This window comes from Angustibacter sp. McL0619, assembly GCF_049994355.1.
Taxonomy (GTDB): domain Bacteria; phylum Actinomycetota; class Actinomycetes; order Actinomycetales; family Angustibacteraceae; genus Angustibacter.
The window spans coordinates 4,210,232-4,224,764 of the sequence record NZ_CP188257.1; the positions used below are offsets into that span (position 1 = coordinate 4,210,232).

Genomic DNA, 14,533 nt, shown 5'->3' on the forward strand with positions numbered 1-14,533 from the left:
GGTGGAGGGCGTGAATCCCAAGGACGATCTACGCCAGTTCCTCATCTCGCGTCGGGCCAAGCTGACTCCCGACCAGACCGGACTGCCCGTCTACGGCGCGAACCGCCGGGTCGTCGGTCTGCGTCGGGAGGAAGTCGCGCTGCTCGCGGGGATCAGTGTCGAGTACTACACCAAGCTCGAGCGCGGCAGCGTCGGTGGGGTCTCCGAGAGCGTCCTGGAGGGGATCACCCGCGCGCTGCAGCTCGACGAGGCCGAGCGGGACCATCTGATGCGCCTGGTCCGCGTGGCCTCGTCCCGGCGCACGGAGCGACGGGCCCCGACCCGGCAGCGGGTGCGGCCCACCGTCCAGCGCATCCTGGACGCCATGCCGATGCCGGCCTACCTGCGCAACGGCCGCTTCGACATCCTCGCCGCCAACGACCTCGGTCGAGCGCTCTATAGCCCGATGTACGAGCAGTCCCACACCCCGAACTCGGCCCGCTTCGTCTTCCTCGATCCAGCCGCAGCCGAGTTATTCGTCAACTGGGAGAAGACCTCCGACGACTGCGTGGCGTTCCTGCGCGCCGAGGCCGGACGCGACCCCTACGACAGGCAGCTCTCCGACCTCATCGGTGAGCTGTCCACCCGCAGCGAGCGGTTCCGCCAGCGCTGGGCCGCGCACGACGTGCGCTACCACCGCACCGGCACCAAGCACCTGCACCACCCGCTGGTCGGCGACCTCACCCTCGACTACGAGGCCTTCGAGCTCCCCGGCGAGGAAGGCCAACGCCTCAACGTCTACACCGCCGCGCCGGACTCCCCTGCCGCGCAGGCCCTCGACCTGCTCGCCAGCTGGACCCTGCGCGAGCCCGCACGGGCCGCTCCGTCCCCGATCACCGACCGCGACGAAGGACACCCCTGATGGCCGTCACCGAACGCGCCCGAACCAACCACGACGAGCTCTTCCCCGGCCACGTCTCCACGTTGACCGGCACCGACCCCGAGCTGATCGAGGTCTTCGACAACTTCGCCTTCGACGAGGTCCTGCAACACGGCGGGCTCGACACCCGCCGCCGGTTGATGGTCCAGCTCGCCGCGATGGTCGCCAGCCAGGCACATGCCGAGTACCGGGTCATGCTCGGAGCTGCGCTGACCGTGGGGGTCACGCCGGTCGAGGCGAAGGAGATCGTGTATCAGGCCGTCCCCTACGTCGGGATGGCCAAGGTCTTCGACGTCCTGCACATCACCAACGACGTGCTCTCCGCTCGCGGTGTCGACCTGCCGCTCGAAGGCCAGTCGTCGACCTCCCCGCAGACTCGCATGGAGCAGGGGCTCGCCGTCCAGAAGAGGATTGTCGGGGACGACGCCGTCGAGGCGATGTACGCCGCAGCACCGCCCGGCGAGCAACACATCCAGCGGTACCTGTCCGGCAACTGCTTCGGCGACCACGTCAGCCGCGGCGGCATCGACCTACGCACCCGCGAGCTGCTCACCTTCGCCATGCTCGTCGCCCTCGGCGGCTGCGACCCCCAGGTCAAGGGCCACACAGCCGCGAACCTCCGGGTCGGCAACACCCGGGCCGACCTGCTGGCCGTCCTGACGCACCTCCTGCCGTTCATCGGCTACCCGCGCACCCTCAACGGCCTTGCCGCGCTCGACGCCGTCGCGCCCTCCACCGACGTCGCCGCCTCGACGGACTACCCAGCAGGCCGATGACCGCAACTATGCGCACGGCAGAGGAGAACCAGCAGTGACGAACCTGACTCTGAACAACGACATCGCGATGCCGTCCATCGGACTCGGGGTGTTCCAAACCCCGCCCCACGAGACGCGCACGGCCGTGGAGGCGGCGCTGGCGACCGGCTACCGGCACGTCGACACAGCCGCTGCCTACGGCAACGAGCGTGAGGTCGGCGACGCCCTCCGCGCCGCGGGCATGGCTCGTGACGAGGTCTTCATCGAGACCAAGATCTGGATCAGCGACTACGGCTACAACCAGACCCTGCACGGCTTCGAGAAGAGCGCTGCCAAGCTCGGCGTCGACCGGATCGACCTGCTGATCCTGCACCAGGCTCTGCCGTCGGCTTTCGAGAAGACCCTGCAGGCCTACCGCGCGCTCGAGTCGTTGCTGGACCAGGGCAAGGTGCGTGCCATCGGCGTCAGCAACTTCATGGTGGATCACCTCACCGCGCTGCTGGAGAAGGCCACGGTCGTACCGGCGGTCAACCAGATCGAGCTGCACCCGTACTTCCAGCAGCGCGCGGTCCAGACGTTCGGTGCCGAGCACGGCATCCTGACCCAGGCGTGGTCGCCGATCGGCGGAATCACCTTCTACCGCAACGGCAGCCACGGGAGCACGCTCGAGGACCCGGTCATCGGCGGAATCGCGCGGGCACACGGCAAGTCGCCGGCGCAAGTGATGCTGCGCTGGCACCTGCAGCGGGGTCGCTCGGTCATCCCCAAGTCGACCAAGCCGCACCGCATCGCCGAGAACTTCGACGTCTTCGACTTCGACCTGACCGGCAGCGAGCTCGCCGCAATCGACGCCCTGGACACCGACCAGCGAGGCGGCCCGGAACCGACTGAGATCACCCTGGAGAGCTTCGGCCGCGAGATTCCCGAAGCCTGAAACGGACCGAAAGGACCAGCCATGACCACCTGGCTCATCACCGGCTGCTCTACCGGCCTGGGCCGTGCCTATGCCCAAGCCGCCCTCGAGCGCGGCCACAACGTCGTCGTCACCGCCCGCGACGCCACCACGGTGCAAGACCTCGCGGACGCCTACCCGACCACCTCGATCGCGCGGTCCCTGGACGTGACCGACGAGAAGCAGGTGACCGCAGCGGTCGCCGCAGCGGACGACCGCTTCGGTGGCGTCGACGTGCTCGTCAACAACGCCGGCTACGGCTACCGCGCCGCGGTGGAGGAGGGAGAGGACGCGGCCGTCCGCCAGCTCTTCGAGACCCATGTCTTCGGCGCCGTCCGCACCATCAAGGCGGTCCTACCCGGCATGCGCGCCCGCCGGTCCGGCACCATCGTGAACATCTCCTCGATCGGAGCCAGGCTCTCACCGGAGGGCTCGGGCTACTACTCCGCGGTCAAAGCCGCGGTCGAGGCGCTCACTCTCTCCCTGCGAAAGGAGGTGGCCCCCCTCGGCATCACCGCCATGGTCGTCGAGCCAGGCGGCTTTCGCACCGACTTCGCCGGTCGCTCGCTCGCCCAGGCCGCCGTGCCCATCGCGGACTACGCCGACACCGCGGGCAAGCGACGCAAGGAGCACGACACCGCACACGGCACCCAGCCTGGCGACCCTGCGAAGGCCGCGGCGGCCCTGCTGGACGTCGTCGAGTCCGGCCGCGCGCCGTACATGCTGCTGCTCGGCAACGACGCCTCCAACGCGTTCCGCGCCAGCCTCGACGCTCTCCGCGACGACATCGACACCTGGGAGGCCGTCAGCCGGAGCACCGACTTCGACTGATGAGACCGGCGTCCTCGCAGCAGATTCACTCGGCAGTCTCCATAGTAATTGCTTGATAGACAGTATAGGATTTGTCTACTAACAACTATAGAATGTCCATGCTGCGAGCACGGGAGGTCAGCGTGGTCCGATACCGTCCCCGGGTAGCAGACAGCGAGCTCTCGGACCGGATGCGGTCCGCCGGCGCCGTTCTCGTGGAAGGTCCCAAGGCGTGCGGCAAGACCGAGACAGCGCAGCGGGTCGCCGCCACGTTGTTCCGGATGGACACGGACGACGGTGCCCGGGCGCTGGTGGACACCGCACCCGAGGTGCTGCTCGGCGCGAGCCCACCAGTGCTGTTCGACGAGTGGCAGGTAGAGCCGAAACTGTGGAACCTGGTGCGCCACGAAGTCGACGACCTCGGCGGCGTGCCCGGCAGGTTCATCCTGACCGGCTCCTCGACCCCTACCGACGATGCCAAGCGTCACACCGGCGCAGGCAGGTACTCCCTGCTGCGGATGCGACCGATGAGCCTGTTCGAGGCTGGGGTCTCCACCGGGCAGGTGTCCCTTCGTAGGCTCTTCGACGGCGACTTCACCCCGAGCCTGGATCCCGGTGTCACGGTGCCTGCGCTTGTGGACTGCATCGTCACCGGAGGCTGGCCGGCTCTTCTCGAGGTTCCGGTACGAGAAGCCCAGCGATGGATCAGCGACTACGTGCGCACGATCGTGGAAGTGGACATGCCCCACATGGGGGTTCGTCGTGATCCGGGGACGCTGCGACGCCTACTCGCGTCGCTGGGACGTGGCACCGGAACTGACCTGAGCACCCAGGCCATTGCAAACGACGTTGCCGGCGCGAACCGATCCGTACAGCGCGACACCGTCGCTGGGTACCTCGGCATCCTGAACCGGTTGATGCTCACGGAGGACCTGCCGGCTTGGGCTCCACACATGCGTTCGACCACGCCGCTGCGGAAGTCGCCCACGCGATTCATGACCGATCCGTCCTTGGGAGTTGCTGCCCTCGGTGTGGGTTCAGGGCAACTGCTGCGCGATCTCAACGCCACCGGTTTCCATTTCGAGGGCCTGGTCGTGCGCGACCTCCGCATCTATGCCCAGCCCATCGGCGGCCTGCTCTCTCACTGGCGCGACAACAACCAGCATGAGGTCGACATCATCGTCACCCTCGACGACGGGCGGTGGGGCGCTCTCGAGGTCAAGATGAACCCTGGCGCGGTCGACGCCGCCGCAGCCTCACTGCTTCGTTTCAAGAACAAGGTGGACACGGCGAAGACGGGCGAGCCAGCCTTCCTCGCCATCGTCACCACGCGCTCGGCCGCCCTGCGGCGCGGTGACGGCGTCTGTGTCTTCCCTGTTGCATCGCTTGGTCCCTGACGTTACGCAACGGTCGCAGCTGCGCTGGTGTCCTGTGCCCTGGGCAACCGTCCCGGTCAGCGAGAACCCTTCACCGGCAAGATGGCGACGGCACCCAGGACCGCGCAGCCTCCGGCAACTCCGAACAGCAGCGCGTAGTTGTTGTTGCTCAGCGCCAGGACGACGGCGGCCAGCGCCGGCGCGATCGAGAACGGCAAGGCGCCGGCGATGTTCAGCACGCCGAGGTTCTTGGCAGCGTGCGCTCGGTCCGGGAGCACGTCGACCACCAGAGCCAGGTCGACAGCCTGGTACAGGCCGAAGCCGACCCCGGCCACAGCCATGCCGACCAGGAAACCGTTGAAGTCAGCGGCCGCGGCGATCACGAACATGGCGGTGCCGTAGACGATGGCTGCGGCCGCTACGAACACCTTGCGGCGTCCAGTCCGGTCGGACAGCCACCCGCCGGTCAACGAGCAGGCGACGACCACCACTGACTGCACGGCCGCCCCGACGAAGACCTGTTGCGGGACCTCGTCCTCAGCGGTGCCGAGCGCGTTCAGAAGGAAGTACACCTGATAGGTCGCCAGAAACGCGTAGGCGAGGACGAGCATGAAGCGGCTCGCGAAGGCCCAGGCGAAGTCCGGGTAGGCGCGAGGACTGACGTAGTACGTCTCCGCAACCTCGCGCAGCGACCAGGCAGGTACCTCGGACCTCTCGAGTGGCTGGTCGTCCAGCGTCACGGCGAACAACACGATGAACGCACCGCCGACGACACACGGCAGCAGGAACATTGCCAGCTCATCCCCGGTGACGACCTTGACCAGGAACGTGCCGACCACCGACGCGACGGGAACGCTGACACCCAGGACGCCGGCCACCGTCCCACGCTGCGTGGATGGCACCTGGTCGGGCAACACGGCCACCAGCGCAGCGAGCAGCGCATTGAAGAACACCTGCGCCACACACCACCCGACCAAGACCATCGCCAGGGCTGGGGCGAGTGCCACAGTCAGGATGCCGACCGTGCCCCCGAGGAGCCCTATGAGCAGCCAAGGACGGCGCCTACCGAGCCGAGACGTCGTGCGATCGCTCAGTCTCCCGAAGAACGGGTTGGCGAGCATCGACAAGAGGGCGCCAACCCCCACCACCAGAGCCAGCGCCTGCGGCGCGCGGTCCGCGCCGACGAGGTCCTTCACCTTCAACGGAAGGGTGACGATTGCCGGTGCCAGGAACAGCATGGACGTGCTGGCGGAGGCCAAGGCGTACCGGGCGACGAACCCTGGACCAACCCGACCTGGCACTGCGCTTGTCCTATCGCGTCGACGGCAACTCCTGCACATGACCGGGCCGCTGCTGGGTGGCGAATCAGAGCGCCACCACAGTGTCGCCCCTACGCTGGCAGGATGCCGGTGCTGGGCACGAAGCTGCATCTGCCGACCCCACGGCGACAGCTCGTGGCCCGAACCCGTCTCACCGACTCGCTGCAGTCGGCACCTGGTTCGATGCCGCGGCTCGTCCTGGTCGCCGCCCCGGCCGGGTTCGGCAAGACCACCCTGATGACCCAATGGCTCGTCGCACAGTCGTCGCACGGGCTCGGTCCGGTCGCACCGGTGGCGGTGGCCTGGCTCTCCCTGGACGCGGCGGACTCCGACGTGACCCGCTTCCTCACCCACGTGGTCGCTGCCCTGCAGAACGCCCACCCCGACGTCGCCGACGAGATCGGCAAGGAGCTCGGCGCGGATGCGCTCACTCTGCTCGAGGCGGCCCGCGGACAGTCCGCCGAACCGGCCCTGATCAGCCTGGTGAACGACCTGGACACCCTCGTCGGCGCAACGGTCGTGGCACTGGACGACTACCACCTCATCGACTCGTCAGCCGTCCATGACGCCGTGATCTTCCTGCTGGACCACCTGCCGGCCCACGTCACCCTCGCCATCACCACCCGTGCTGACCCGCCGCTGCCACTGGCCCGCCTGCGCGGCCGTGGTGAGCTCATCGAGGTCCGGGCCAGCGACCTGCGCTTCACTACCGACGAGGCCGAGGAGTTTCTCAACCAGGTGATGGGACTCGATCTGGACCAACCTCTCGTCGAGGCTCTCGAGGCCAGGACCGAGGGTTGGGCCGCCGGCTTGCAGCTGGCCGCCCTGTCGGCCCGGACCCGCGCGGGTGCCGACGACCGGCAGGCAGTCAGTGCCTTCGTCGAGGCGTTCACCGGCAGCCACCGGTTCGTCCTGGACTACCTGGTCGAGGAGGTCTTGGCCGGGGTGCCTGATGACACCCGAGCGTTTCTGCTGGTCACCTGCGTGCTCGAGCAGATGTCCGGACCGCTCTGCGACGCGCTCACCGGCCGCCACGACGGTCACCAGACCCTCCAGGAGCTGGACCGCAGCAACCTGTTCGTGGTCCCGCTCGACGACCGCCGTGAGTGGTACCGCTACCACCACCTGTTCAGAGACGTGCTTCGCGCCCGCCTGCTGGCCGAACAGCCCGAGCAGGCGCCCGCGCTGCACCAGGCGGCGGCCGACTGGTACGCCGGGCACCACCTCATGGAGGACGCGGTGCGGCACGCGCTGGCGGGCGGCGACCACGACCGCGCCGCGTACCTGATGGAGTCAGCGCTGCCAGAGCTGCGCCGGACCCGGCAGGACCACGTGCTGCTGGGGTGGATGCGGTCGATACCTGATGCGGTGGTGAGCGGGCGCCCGGTGCTGAGCATCCTGGCCGCCTGGTCGAGCATGATCGCCGGCGACCTGGACGCCATGCAGGACTGGCTCGACGATGCCGAGGCCGCCCTGGCCGCCGCCGACGTCGACCCAGGGGTCGCCGCGGCGTGGGCCGACACAGAGGACCTGCGAACGGCGCCGGCGACGTTGTGGGTGTACCGGGCCGCGCTCGCGCAGGCACGCGGCGATGTCCAGGCGACGATGCGCCACGCGCGAAGGGCGCGGAAGCTCGCCGGCCCTGACGACCACTTCGTGCACGGCGGCGCGTCCGGATTCCTCGGCCTCGCCGCCTGGGCCGCCGGCGACGTCGAGGAGGCCCTCGCCACGTTCTCGGACGCCGTCCGCAGCCTGCACGCGGCAGGGAACTTCGTCGACGCGCTGGATGCCACCGTGATGCTCGGCGACATGTGGATGACGGCAGGACGTCCCGACCAGGCACGCGCGCTGCACGAGCAGGCGCTGGCCACGGCCACCAGCCAGGGTGAGCCGTACCCGCGGGCCACCCCGGACCTGCACGTAGGCCTCGCCGAGCTGGCCTGTCAGCGCAACGACCTGGAGGCCGCGCAGGCACATCTGGAGACAGCCAGAGTGCTCGGCGAGCGCGGTTCCATCACCGAGAACCGGCACCGCTGGTACCTGGCCACGGCACAGGCCCACGCCAGTGCCGGTGAGCACGGCGACGTGGACCAGCTGCTCGACCGGGCCGAGTCGCTCTATCGGCCAGGGTCCTACCCCGACGTCCGACCTATCCGTGCCCTGAGAGCCAGGTTGCACGTGATGGCTGGAGACCTGCAGGCGGCCGAGTTGTGGGCCGCCGACCACCAGAGCTCGGCGGAGGCCGTGGAGTTCCTGTCCGAGTATGACCAGCTCACCCTCGTCCGGGTCCAGCTCGCCCGCCACGGTTCCAGCTCGCCAACGGCTGAGGGCGACCCGGGCGACCATGGCGGCGAGGGCGACCCGGCCGTCCTCGGCGAGGCGCTGTCGCTGCTGGCCCGCTTCGAGGACGCCGCGCGGCCAGCACGGGCAGGCAGTCTGCTGGAGATCGGCGTTCTCCGCGCCCTGGCCCACGACGCCCGCGGCCAGCGGGCACAGGCGTTGGCCGAGCTGGACCGAGCCCTGAGCGGCGCCCCTGACCCGAACAGCTACGTTCGGTTGTTCCTCGACGAGGGCGAGCCGATGCTCGCTCTGCTACGGGCCGCTGCGGCGGAGCAGGGCCGGACGTCCGACGTGCTCCGCGATCAAGCGCGCCGACTCCTCGATTCCGCCGACAGGGTCGATCAGCCCGCCGAGGGCCTCCTCACAGCGGTCTCGGGCGGAGGACGCGGGCGACTGCCAGACCCCCTCAGCGAACGAGAGGTCGAGGTCCTGCGCCTGCTCGACAGCGCGCTGACCGGCCCCGAGATCGCAGGTCAGCTCTACGTATCGCTGAACACCTTCCGCACCCACACCAAGCGGATCTTCACCAAGCTCGACGTCACCAGTCGGGCTGCCGCCGTGCACCGTGGCCGCGAGCTGAATCTCCTGTAGTCACATCGCCAATCACCACATCTGGTGACGCCCGGTCCCCAGCGCGCGCCATACGTTCCGGACATCGGCACGGCACACGCGCCGAACCACCGGAAGAGGAGTCAGACAATGACCATCACGCCCGCCAGCCTCACCCGAGCCGCAGGCGCCGCTGCCGCCGCTGCCGGGGCGATCTTCATCGGAGTGCAGATCGGCCACCCACAGCTGAACGCGACCTCCGTCGTCACGACCAACGTGGAAGTCCGGGACACCCTGAAGGTGGTGATGGCCGCTTTGGCACTGGTCGGGATTACCGGCATGTACCTGAGCCAGGTGCGGCGCAACGGCCGACTCGGCCTGCTGGGCTACCTGCTGCTCAGCGTGTTCTACCTGATCAGCCTGGGCACCTCGTTCGTGGCAGCCTTCGTCCTGCCCTCCATCGCCGAGACCAGCACCCGCTACGTCAACGACGTCACCGCGATCGCCACCAGCCGGTCCTCCACCGGTGACATCGGGACCCTGCACACGGTGTTCCAGGTACAAGGCTTCGGCTACCTCGCCGGAGGCCTGATCTTCGGCATCGCCCTGTACCGGGCTGGCGTCCTGGCGCGCTGGGCGACCGTCCTGCTCGCTGTCGGCGGCGTCGTCACCGTCGCTCTGTCCGTGATGCCGGACGCCTTCTTCCGGCTGCTCGCGTTCCCCAACGGCATCGCCATGATCGGCCTCGGTGTCTCGCTGTGGCGCTCGACACGACAGGCCACGGTCCCGGCAACGGCGAGCGTCGAGCCGGCCCTGGAAGCACCGGTCCGATGACCCGCCAGCAGGGGCCGGCCAGCCCGACAGCCGGCCAGGGCCGCGGCGGCTCGGTCCGGCGCGCGGGATGGCCGGTCCCTGCGGGGCTCCTGGCGCTCAGCCTCATCCCGCTCACCGCGGGCGCTCTTCGGCTGGTCCAGCTCGCCGGAGGTCCCGAGATCTTCCCCGCGGATGGCAGGTTCGCTGGCTTCCCCGCAGCACTTGTCGTGCACATCCTGGGTGCCGCGGTGTACGTCCTGGTCGGCGTCGTACAGTTCCTGCCCCGGTTCCGCCGCCGCCACCTGACCTGGCACCGGCGCTCGGGTCGAGTCCTGGCCGTCGCCGGTTTGCTGGTCGCCGGCTCTGCCCTGTGGTTGACCTTGTTCTACGCACCGCAGCCCGGCACCGGTGACCTGCTGTTCGTCCTGCGGCTGGTGTTCGTATCCGCGATGGTCGCCAGCCTCGTCCTCGGGGTCACGGCCGCGCGTCGCCGCGACCTCGCCGCGCACCGCGCCTGGATGATCCGCGCCTACGCCATCGGCCTCGCTGCGGGCACCCAAGCGTTCACCGATGGCATCGGCGGCGCCGTGTTCGGCACCGGCGTGCTTCGCGGCGACCTCGCCAAGGGCGCAGGCTGGGTCATCAACCTCGCTGTCGCCGAATGGGCCATCCGTCGCGGGACGCCGTCCGGCGGGCGGCGGCGCCCACGTCAGCAACCTGCGAGCCACGAGACCGAACCACAAGGGGCACCGGCATGACCGCCATGCCCACGGCATACGAGCTCCGGGTAGTGGGCCACCTCGACGACCGCTGGGCGAACTGGTTCGGCGAGGTCACCCTCACCCGCAACGGCGACGGCACCACGACCCTGGTTGGCCCGGTGACCGACCAGGCTCACCTGCACGGCATCCTCGCCCGCATCCGAGACCTCGGCGCGACCCTGCTCTCACTCCAGGCGGGTCAACGCCGCGAGGACATCGCCGCAGGCCACCACAATGGTGAACCGGCAGCCGTCTCACCCGCCCTTGAACATCCAATTCGCACCGAGCGGCTCACGATCCGGCCGGCCACGGAGCAGGACGCCGACGCCACCTGGGCGTTCCGGCGCCTCGCATCGGTCAACGAGTGGTTGACCGGCGCACCTGCCAACGTCGACGCGTACCGCGCCGTATTCAACGATCCGGCACGCCTGGCGACGACAGCCATCGTCGCGCTCGGCGAACGCGACGACGGAGCCGGATCGCAGGTAATCGGTGATCTGATGCTCAAGCGCGAAGATGCCTGGGCCCAGATCGAGGTCACGGGAGTCGCGCGGGGGACGCAGGCCGAGGTTGGCTGGGTTCTGGATCCCACCTACAGCGGTCGTGGATACGCCACCGAAGCCGTTCGAGCACTTTTCCGCTACTGCTTCGAGGACCTCGGAGTCCGGCGTTTGGTCGCGAACTGCTTCCTGGACAACGAGGCTTCCTGGCGGCTCATGGAACGCGTCGGGATGCGCCGCGAAACCCACGCCCAACGGGACTCGCTGCACCGCACCGGTCAGTGGCTCGACACCTTCGCCTACGCCATCCTTGCCGAGGAATGGGCGGCATCAACGACCTCCTGATGACGCATCCTCACCCTCTTGCGGACAATGTCGTTTACTGCTCAACTATATATCTCGAGGCTTTTGCCATGGATTGCGAGGGAGCAGAGATGAGCGGAGACGATGCGCGTCGAGGTCACGATCCAGACGGCCAGCATCAAGACACACAACGAGATCCGCGACAACGACCTACGCTCCTCGAACTTCTTGGAGGCGGACACCTTTCCCGTCATCACGTTCACGAGCACCCGGATCGAGCCAGCCGGGCAGGACCGCTACACGGTGACCGGCGACCTGACAATTAAAGGGAACACCCGAGCGGTCTCGTTGCAGATGACCAGGCTCGGGGAGTTCAACGACCCGATGATGGGCCACCGAATCGGCTACAGCGGAAGCGCAAAGATCAACCGCAAAGACTTCGGTCTCACCTTCAACCCGGTGCTGGACGGGCGATTCGTCGTCAGCGACGAGATCAACATCATGTTGGAAGGCGAATTGGTCGAACAAGCCGAACAGGCCACGGCCGAGTGACCCCCCGGTCCGCGGGTCGACGCCCGCTCGTACAACCGTGCGACCACGGGACGTGTGCGCCCCCGACCACGGTCACACCTCTTCGCTCAGATCGTTCACAGTGCGCAGCACCGGCCGACTCAGCCAGCGTGGATCGCTAGCCGGGGCCGTCGTCTGGACGCTCAACACTCGGGTCTCCCCGGCCAGAAGGGTGAGGTCCTGGTCATCGACCTGCGCCAACCCATCCAGCCGGTCGGCCTGCAGAATCAGCCCGCGCACGAGGCTGCGCGCAGTGACGATCACGCGCACACCGCGCACGTCCTGCTCGACGGCGACCGTCGCCGCGTCCGGCGCGAGCTGCAGGTCCCGGTCCTCCACGAAGAACCACAGGGCCCGCTGACCACCGAGCTCCGCGACCATCACCTCCAGGTCGGGTCGCTCCGCGTTCGCCACCTCGGCCGGGATGGTCACCCCCAACGTCTGCCCGTCGTGGAGCCGGACCGCCACCGTCGCCTTGGCCAGCACCTCACCGTCCAGGGTTCGTCGACTGAGCTCGACGGCGCCCTCCCAATCACGTCCCGCATCGTTGACCAGGACGACGGCCAGCAGGCCCTCCCGCGGCTGGATGGTCATCAGCGTCGGCGCGAACGCGCGCCGGAGGGCGTACCACAGCGGCTTGCGTCGCCCGTCGCCGTCGACCGCCGCCCAGGACGTGACCGGCCAGCAGTCGTTGAGCTGCCACACGACTGCTCCTTGGCAGAGTGGGCGAAGCGACCGGAAGTGCTCCAGGCCCAGCTGCACCGCCCGCGCCTGGTTGAGCTGGGTCAGGTAGTGCCAGTCGTCGGTGTCCCTCGGCTCGGGCAGGTGCGGCGCCATGCCTCGGGCTAGCTTGCCGTTGCCGTCGTCCGCCTTCTGGTGTGCGAGCACGCCTGCGGAGTCGGGCAGCAGCGGATCGTCGTGCACGGCGCGGGTCAGGGTCGACCAGGTCGGCGGCCCCTGAAAGCCGAACTCGGCGACGAAACGCGGTGTGTAGGAGCGGTAAGCGCTGTAGTCGAGCTCGTTCCAGACCGTCCAGATGTGCATCGGGCCGTGCGCTGGGTCGTTGGGGTGACGGTCCGGGTCGCCTGAGTACGGGCTGCCCGGCCAGTACGGGCGCGTGGGGTCGAGCTCGGCGACAATGGCGGGGAGCAGCTCGGAGTAGTAGCCCCACCCCCAGCTGCGGCCGTCGAGCCGGTCCCGCCATCCCCAGTCGTGGTAGCCCCAGATGTTCTCGTTGTTGCCGTTCCACATCACCAGGCTGGGGTGTGCCATCAAGCGGACGACGTTCTCCCGCGCCTCTGCTTCGACCTCACTCGCCAATGGCTCGTCCTCTGGATAGGCGGCACAGGCGAACAGAAAGTCCTGCCAGACCAACAGACCGAGCTCGTCGCAGACCTCGTAGAACTCGTCGCTCTCGTAGATCCCGCCGCCCCATACGCGGATCAGGTTCACATTGGCGTCCAGAGCCTGAGACAGCCTGTGGCGCAGGCGATCCCGGGTGAGTCGGCTCGGGAAGCAGTCGTCCGGAATCCAGTTGACGCCGCGGCTGAAGACCTCCCGACCGTTCACGACGAGACCGAAGGACGTGCCGTGCTCGTCTGCTTCGCTGCGTAGCTGAACCGTGCGGAAGCCGATCCTGCGGACCTGCTCGTCGAGCGGCCGTCCGTCGGCGTCCGCCACGCTGATCTGGAGGTCGTACAGCGGCTGGTCGCCGAGGTCGTGCGGCCACCACAGCTGGACGGCGGGAATGCTCAGCTCCAGCACTCCCCGAGTGCTCCCGGCTGAGACGGTGGCCGTCGCCTCGATCCCACCGACCCGTGCGGACAGCGTCAGGTCGACGTTGCGGCCGGCGCGCTCCACGTCGACGTCCACGCGAACCCTGCCTTCTGCGGACGTGTCTGGCTCAACGGTGACCTGGGGCCGCACGCTCGCCAGGCGGGCTGTCGACCAGCGCTCGAGCCGCACCCCCTTCCAGAGGCCGGCTGTGAGCAGCGTCGGACCCCAGTCCCAGCCGAAGTTGCACGCCATCTTGCGCACGTACTGAAAGGGTTCGTCGTATGCGCTCGGCCGCGTTCCGACCTGCTTGCGCACCTGCTCTGCATAATCGCGCGTCGCGTCGAGGCGCACGGAGAGCCAGTGCTCGCCGGTGGCCAGCAGGTCAGTGACGTCGTACCGGTAAGAGCGGTGCATGTTGCGCGGCTCGCCCAAGACCTTGTCGTCCAGCATAACCGTCGCCACCGTGTCGACGCCGTCCAGCACCAGGTCGCAGCGATCTGCCTCGCTCGGGCCTGCTTCAAACATGGTCGTGTAGCGCCAGTCGCTGTCGCCGACCCAGTGCTGTGCGGCCTCGTTCTGGCCTAGGTACGGGTCGTCGAGCAGCCCGGCCGCCATCAGGTCCGTGTGTACGCACCCTGGCACCGTGGCTGGCAGGCAAGCATCCGGCAGCGCACTCAGGGCGGCAAGAGCCGCGGTCGGAACCGTGGCCGCCGGCCGTGCCAGCACGAGCTGCCACCCGTTGTGCCGTACCGATTCCAGACTGGTGATCTCCCGCATCGTCTCTCCCCTC

Annotated in this window: 12 protein-coding genes; 10 read left to right on the forward strand and 2 right to left on the reverse strand. The window is 68.6% G+C overall.

The window, feature by feature from the left end:
• Window positions 1-10 precede the first annotated feature (10 nt).
• The 5 genes from ACPPVT_RS19725 to ACPPVT_RS19745 all read left to right on the forward strand — a co-directional run bounded on the left by ACPPVT_RS19725 (window position 11) and on the right by ACPPVT_RS19745 (window position 4,833).
• Window positions 11-901, forward strand: a complete 891-nt coding sequence (locus ACPPVT_RS19725; protein ID WP_426563281.1) for a helix-turn-helix transcriptional regulator — start codon at window positions 11-13, stop codon at window positions 899-901.
• Window positions 901-1,695, forward strand: a complete 795-nt coding sequence (locus ACPPVT_RS19730) for a carboxymuconolactone decarboxylase family protein (protein WP_426563283.1) — start codon at window positions 901-903, stop codon at window positions 1,693-1,695. The genes ACPPVT_RS19725 and ACPPVT_RS19730 overlap by 1 nt, the downstream gene beginning before the upstream one ends.
• Before the next feature lie 67 nt (window positions 1,696-1,762).
• Window positions 1,763-2,608: an aldo/keto reductase gene (locus tag ACPPVT_RS19735; protein ID WP_426567212.1), complete on the forward strand. Its 846-nt coding sequence runs from the start codon at window positions 1,763-1,765 to the stop codon at window positions 2,606-2,608.
• Window positions 2,609-2,629: 21 nt separating this feature from the next.
• A complete protein-coding gene (locus tag ACPPVT_RS19740; protein ID WP_426563285.1) occupies window positions 2,630-3,457 on the forward strand; it encodes an oxidoreductase in 828 nt (275 codons plus the stop codon).
• A gap of 170 nt (window positions 3,458-3,627) precedes the next feature.
• Entirely contained in the window at window positions 3,628-4,833 is a 1,206-nt protein-coding gene (locus ACPPVT_RS19745) for an ATP-binding protein (RefSeq protein WP_426563287.1), read from the forward strand.
• Window positions 4,834-4,889: 56 nt separating this feature from the next.
• Here the strand turns inward: ACPPVT_RS19745 and ACPPVT_RS19750 are convergent, their stop codons facing one another.
• Window positions 4,890-6,113 (reverse strand): MFS transporter, encoded by a 1,224-nt coding sequence (locus ACPPVT_RS19750; protein ID WP_426563289.1) that lies wholly within the window; start codon window positions 6,111-6,113, stop codon window positions 4,890-4,892.
• A gap of 102 nt (window positions 6,114-6,215) precedes the next feature.
• Here ACPPVT_RS19750 and ACPPVT_RS19755 point away from each other — a divergent pair, with 102 nt between their 5' ends.
• The 5 genes from ACPPVT_RS19755 to ACPPVT_RS19775 all read left to right on the forward strand — a co-directional run bounded on the left by ACPPVT_RS19755 (window position 6,216) and on the right by ACPPVT_RS19775 (window position 11,949).
• Complete coding sequence (locus tag ACPPVT_RS19755) at window positions 6,216-9,062, forward strand: LuxR C-terminal-related transcriptional regulator (protein ID WP_426563291.1); 2,847 nt, start codon at window positions 6,216-6,218, stop codon at window positions 9,060-9,062.
• Between the two features lie 108 nt (window positions 9,063-9,170).
• Window positions 9,171-9,854: a hypothetical protein gene (locus tag ACPPVT_RS19760; RefSeq protein ID WP_426563293.1), complete on the forward strand. Its 684-nt coding sequence runs from the start codon at window positions 9,171-9,173 to the stop codon at window positions 9,852-9,854.
• Window positions 9,851-10,591: a DUF2306 domain-containing protein gene (locus ACPPVT_RS19765; RefSeq protein ID WP_426563295.1), complete on the forward strand. Its 741-nt coding sequence runs from the start codon at window positions 9,851-9,853 to the stop codon at window positions 10,589-10,591. Before ACPPVT_RS19760 ends, ACPPVT_RS19765 begins: the two co-directional genes overlap by 4 nt.
• Window positions 10,588-11,439 (forward strand): GNAT family N-acetyltransferase, encoded by an 852-nt coding sequence (locus ACPPVT_RS19770; RefSeq protein ID WP_426563297.1) that lies wholly within the window; start codon window positions 10,588-10,590, stop codon window positions 11,437-11,439. Before ACPPVT_RS19765 ends, ACPPVT_RS19770 begins: the two co-directional genes overlap by 4 nt.
• Before the next feature lie 102 nt (window positions 11,440-11,541).
• The gene (locus ACPPVT_RS19775; RefSeq protein WP_426563299.1) at window positions 11,542-11,949 is read left to right on the forward strand and encodes a YceI family protein; all 408 of its coding nucleotides are present in this window, start codon (window positions 11,542-11,544) and stop codon (window positions 11,947-11,949) included.
• 72 nt (window positions 11,950-12,021) lie between these two features.
• Here the strand turns inward: ACPPVT_RS19775 and ACPPVT_RS19780 are convergent, their stop codons facing one another.
• Window positions 12,022-14,520, reverse strand: coding sequence for a glycoside hydrolase family 2 protein (locus ACPPVT_RS19780; RefSeq protein ID WP_426563301.1), 2,499 nt, complete (start codon window positions 14,518-14,520; stop codon window positions 12,022-12,024).
• Window positions 14,521-14,533: the final 13 nt, after the last annotated feature.